The following is a 4,711-nucleotide window of genomic DNA, read 5'->3' on the forward strand; positions in this document are numbered from 1 at the left end:
AGCCCCGCTCACGCGTCACGAGGGGGTCTTTTGGTTCGGGAAGGAGGGAAGGAAGGAACCCGCGCCGGGGCCCGCTCTGGACCCGCCCGGGACCGCTCAGCGTCCGCCGGCAGTCCGACGAGCCCGCTAGCCGTCCGACCCAACAGCGGGTCCCAGCGGATGCCGAGCGGGCCCCGGGCGGGCCAGCGGGCGGGCCAGCGGGCGGGCTGAGGTTCCCCCGGGGCAACGTCTGCGGGCCCTGTAACCGGTAACCGCGGGCGCAGTGGGCGAGTTGAAAGAGCTCACTCGCCGCATGACCAGCAGCCCGGGAACAAGGACTGCCCGCGGCGTTAGGGTTTCCGGGACAGGCCATACGGCACGCTGCACCCCCGGGGACGAAACAGTATGGGACACGGAGCGCGGAAGCAGCTGGCGGAGCTGCTCGGCGACGCGCAGCGGGGCGGGGACTTCAGCACCCGCATCGAGATGTCGGCCCGCGCGCTGAGCATCGTGGTCGACGGGGTGGGGGAACTGCCGCTGCCGCTGCGTGCCCCGGTCACCAAGAAACTGATCGCGCAGGCCCGGCGGGCATCCTTCGGCCGCGGCGAGCAGACCCTGTCCGACACCAGCGTCCGTGACACCTGGGAGGTCACCCCGGACCGCATCACCCTCGGCGGAACCGACTGGGACCGCACCCTGGACGGCGTCCTCGACGGTGTCCGCACCGCGCTCGGTCTGCCGCCCACCGTCGTCCTGCGTGCCGAGCCGCACGCACTGCTCGTCTACGGCAAGGGCCAGCTCTTCCTACCGCACCAGGACTCCGAGAAGGACGACTCCATGGTGGGCACCCTGGTCGTCTCGCTGCCCTCGCACCACACCGGCGGCGAACTCGTCGTCTCGCACGCCGGCCGCAGCGTCGTCCACCAGGCGTCCCGGGATAAGCTGACCTTCGCCGCCTTCTACGCGGACTGCCTGCACGAGGTGAAGCCCGTCAAGTCCGGCTACCGCGTCACCCTCACCATGAACCTCCTCGCCGAACGCGTCCGCCCGGCCGGCGAGGACGACGGGGAGCCGGTCGCCGACCTGGCCCACTGCTTGACCCAACACTTCACCGAGCCGGCCGAAGAGCGCTACGCCTACGGCCGCCGGAAGGCCGCGCCCCCGAACCGCCTCGTGTACCTCCTCGACCACGAGTACACCCAGCGCGGCCTGGACTGGGACCGCCTCAAGGGAGCCGACGCCACCCGCACCGCCCTGCTCCGCCAGGCCGCCGCGGAGACGGACTGCGAAGCGGTCCTCGCGTTGGCCGAGGTGAAGGAGACCTGGGACGCGCATGCGCCGTACGACCGCTACGACTACTACGGCGAGGTCGAGCACTACGACGACTGCGAGGACGAGGAGTGCGGGGGTGAATGTCTCCTGGATCCCGACGGGGAACCCGGTGCCGAGCGCCGCCGCAGCGGCGACTTCTCCAGCTACGAACTGAACGAGCTGATCGACGACGAGATCACGCTGAGCTGGTGGACCCGCCCGGACGGCACCGGCGGCGAGCAGATCAACCTGCCCGTCGCGTACGCCGAGGTGTGCGCCACCACCGAGAACAAGGACCTGACGCCCTACCAGTCCCAGTACGAGGGCTACATGGGCAACTACGGCAACACCCTCGACCGCTGGTACCGGCGGGCCGCCGTGGTCATGTGGCCCCGGCAGCGCTCGTTCACGGCCCGCGCCGAGGCCGGCTCCGAGGGCGCACTGCGGGAACTTCAGGGCCACCTGGATGCCGGGGACCTCGACCGGGCGCGCACCCTCGCCCAGTCGCTCGCCCCGTTCTGGAAGCACCACGGTTCGGACGAGGCGGCCGCGGCGCTCTTCGCCGCCGCCCTGCCCGTCGCGGTGGGACTGCGGGAAGCGGACACCGCCACGATGCTCCTCGCGCCTTTTGGGGTGGAGGCCTTGGGTGAGCGGCACGCCCCGGGTCTCGCGGCAGCGGCCGCGCGGTACGGACGGACGTGGGCCCGCGGGGCCGTCAGCAGCTGGTTCGGCACGGTTGGCGCGTACACCGGGGCCGGCCGCGCGGCGTGGCTCGAATCGCTGCCCGGCCTGTGCACCGCGCTGCGGGCCGTCGACGGCGACGGGGACGCGATGGCCTCGCCGCTGGCCGAGGGTGCCTGGCAAGCAGTCGAGCAGCGGCTCACCAGCCGGCTCGGCGCCGGCCGCGAGACGGAGCGCCGCACCGGCATGGAGGGGCTCGGCGCATCACTGGCCCGCGTCCTTCAGGCGGCAGGACCCGAGACCGCCGACACCATCGCCGCCACGCTACGCGGTCTGCCGGACGCCGCCCTGGAATGCCTGCTCCCCGCCCTGCGAACCGCGGCCCGCCAGCCGACGACCATACGCGACGGCGCACCCGCCGCCCGCGCTTTCCAGACCCTCGCCGACCACTGCCAGGACCGGCTCGCCGCAGCCCTCACCCGCCCTGTACGCGCGGCCGACGACTGGTCCCTCACCCCGGTCGGGACATGCCGGACTGGCTGCGGACTCTGCCCCGACTTGGACGCCTTCCTCACCTCCCGTACCCGCCACGTCATGGAGTGGCCGCTCGCGAAGGACGGACGCCGCCACCTCCACAGCCGCATCGACCAGGCCGGCCTGCCCGTCTCCCACACCACCCGGCGCCAGGGACGCCCCTACGTTCTGGTCCTGACCAAGACGGACGCCGTCTTCACCCGTGAACAGGCGACCCGTACCCGCGCCGAGACCGACCTGGCGTGGCTGCGGGACAAATGGCCCCGATCCCGCGGCTGAAAGGTGACACATTCGTCGTGCGGTGTGGTTGGAACTCGCTCCCCCCTCTGACTTCCGCGGTTGGCGGGCATATGGAAGCGTCGAGAACAGGGCTCTGCCAAGATCTTCGGTAGCTGGACAGCTGCCCCTGCTCGGAGGCATACGTGGGCTCCGGGGCGGCGCTCCGGTCGGCGCGGGCAGCGGTGGGGTTCAGGTGGCGGCGGGCATCCAGGGGCTGCCGCGCATGACCGTGAACGGCCCCGTCACCCCACTCACCGTCGACGCCGTCCACGCCAGGGCGGCTGCAAGACGCACGTCGTCCCCCGCCCCCGCGGCGACCCGCGGCCGCACCCCCGGAGGACCTGTTCGCCTCCACCGAGGCCGGAGAAACATCCGGCATCGCCCGCAGGCGCAGAGCCCCAAAGGGCGTGTTCCGCGCCGCCCGAGTGAGCACACCGACCAAGAACCATGCAAAAGTCCACAAAGCCGCTCTACAGTCGATACCGGTAGTCGCTCTTTTTGCCGCGTGAGTGTCCGTGTCGGTGCTTGTCGGTGAGTGTGTCGACACCGGTTCCGCTGCGAGACCGGTGGAACCCCGCCTCAACCCCAGGAGGGGTCATGGTCACCGGGACAGTCAAGTGGTTCAACGCCGAGAAGGGCTTCGGCTTCATCGCGCCGGATGGCAGCGGTCCGGACGTCTTCGTCCACTACACCGCGATCATCACCACAGTCGAAGGCGGCTATCGCACCCTCGCGGAAGGCCAACGGGTGGAGTTCGAGATCGTTCAGGCAGGCAAGGGGCCGCAGGCCGAGAACGTGAGCGTCGTCCCGTAGACGCCCTGAACGCCGCGGCGCCCCGAGTACGGGGAGAGCGGGGGAAACACGAGGAGTCAACCGATGACCGATCGGCATACCCTGAGCGTGCTCGACTGGCACGAGGACGGCTCCTGCACATGGTCCCGCTGGATCATCGACACAGACGAGAAAAACAAGATCCAGGACCTTCTGGCCCGAACCCCGAACACCGAGGGCCTCGTCACCCCGGAACAAGCCGACGAAGCACGGGCGACCACCCGACGATGGCTGTCACTCCCACGCGAGGACACCCCCACATGACCATGCCCGGCCGAGACATCATTCGCGGACCGCGAGCCACTCCGGCGCAACATACGCGATCGAGCCCAGGACACCTACGGTGACGCCCCGCCCCGCTTCCCGGGAGGAGATGTGCGCGAAGGCCCGAGGGAGGGGTCCTGGCGCCCCGCACGGCACCGCCGCGCGCGGTACCTCGCATCCCGTGTCCATCGGGACACCGTGAAACACCAGGACCCCGGGGACCGGCCCGAAGACTCCCCGTCCCGAAAGAGCCGAACACGTCCCCGACCGGTCAACGACCGAACACCCCCACCGACACCATCCGACACAAAGTTCCCCCGACCGCCGCACGCAACGCCCCAGCCGGGGCCGGCGCACCGGCGGCCTGGCCGGCGTGGAGCTGCTCGGCTGCCAGACGGGCTCGGGGTCTGAGGTTCCCCCGGTAGGCCGGAGGGGTGTTCTGGCTGTTCAGGCGATTATGGGCTGGTTTCGGATTCGCTCGGGTGGGTGTACTCCTGGTGGTGCGTCAGCACCACCAGGGCCCGCACCAGCGCGGTCGCGTGCCGCGGGTGCATCCGCACCTTGGCCAGGATCCTGAAGGTCTTCAGACTCGCGAAGCCGTGCTCGACGGGTGCCCGCAGGCTGCTGATCAGCCGGTTCACGACCTTCTTCGGTGACGACAGGCGCTTGCCGCCGCTCGCCTTGAACCCCGTGATGACCGCCGGCCCCTCTCTGTCAAAGTGACTCAAGCCAGGCATACTGGATGATTCATTGAGTTGAGGGTGGAGAAGGAGTAGTGCCCACAGTGGCCAGCACTGATGACCACGGGATACCGGATCCGCAGGTAGAACCC

The 4,711-nt window shown here is 70.4% G+C and carries 4 protein-coding genes; 3 read left to right on the top strand and 1 reads right to left on the bottom strand.

Annotated elements, in window-relative coordinates; genetic code table 11:
- The first annotated feature begins 384 nt into the window (after positions 1 to 384).
- From OTB19_RS41565 to OTB19_RS41575, 3 genes are all read left to right on the top strand, one after another.
- Positions 385 to 2,784, top strand: coding sequence for a 2OG-Fe(II) oxygenase (locus tag OTB19_RS41565; protein WP_267804059.1), 2,400 nt, complete (start codon positions 385 to 387; stop codon positions 2,782 to 2,784).
- A gap of 597 nt (positions 2,785 to 3,381) precedes the next feature.
- On the top strand, positions 3,382 to 3,597 hold the full coding sequence (locus OTB19_RS41570; protein ID WP_267804060.1) for a cold-shock protein: 216 nt from the start codon (positions 3,382 to 3,384) through the stop codon (positions 3,595 to 3,597).
- Between the two features lie 63 nt (positions 3,598 to 3,660).
- Complete coding sequence (locus OTB19_RS41575; protein ID WP_267804061.1) at positions 3,661 to 3,879, top strand: hypothetical protein; 219 nt, start codon at positions 3,661 to 3,663, stop codon at positions 3,877 to 3,879.
- Positions 3,880 to 4,334: 455 nt separating this feature from the next.
- Here the strand turns inward: OTB19_RS41575 and OTB19_RS41580 are convergent, their stop codons facing one another.
- Entirely contained in the window at positions 4,335 to 4,607 is a 273-nt protein-coding gene (locus OTB19_RS41580; protein WP_267804062.1) for a transposase family protein, read from the bottom strand.
- Positions 4,608 to 4,711: the final 104 nt, after the last annotated feature.

The sequence above is a fragment of the Streptomyces sp. H27-H5 genome, from assembly GCF_026627505.1.
Classification (GTDB): domain Bacteria; phylum Actinomycetota; class Actinomycetes; order Streptomycetales; family Streptomycetaceae; genus Streptomyces.